1 protein-coding gene is annotated in these 449 nt (G+C 65.0%); it reads left to right on the top strand.

What is annotated here, in order from left to right:
• On the top strand, positions 1 to 425 hold a 425-nt coding region (locus B3T59_RS08350), incomplete at its 5' end, for a DUF5996 family protein (RefSeq protein WP_287001993.1).
• Between the last annotated feature and the right edge of the window lie 24 nt (positions 426 to 449).

Below are 449 nucleotides of genomic sequence, written 5' to 3'. Positions count from 1 at the left end.
CGCAGCGCGTTTTCGCGGAGTTCCGTGGAAAGTGGCGCGGCAAGTGCAGCCCCGTTCACTTCTTCTGGGGCTCATTCGATCTCGCGGTCACCAGATTCTCCGGCCGTCCCGCTCCGCTGTTCTCCGGCGTCGTGCCGAACTGTCCGGAGCGAGTGATGGTCGAATCCTATTGCGAGGAGGTCTCCAGCGCCGGGTTCTGGCCCGGTGGCGCCGACGAGGGGGCCTTCTACTCCTACTCGTATCCCGTCTACGAGGGCTACCCCGACGCGAAGGTGCACCCCGCGGCGGCGTCGTACGACACGACGCTCGGCGAGTTCCTGCTGCCCTACACCGCCGTTCGAACCGCAGACGACTCCGATGCGAGCCTCCGGGAGTTCCTCCAGTCGACGTTCGACGTCGAATCCAGCCTGGGGGAGTGGCCGTAGGCAGTGAATGTGTGTCGTATCGAA

It is taken from the genome of Gordonia sp. UBA7860 (assembly GCF_002500165.1).
Lineage (GTDB): Bacteria > Actinomycetota > Actinomycetes > Mycobacteriales > Mycobacteriaceae > Gordonia > Gordonia sputi.
This window is presented reverse-complemented; position numbering and strand designations above follow the sequence as displayed.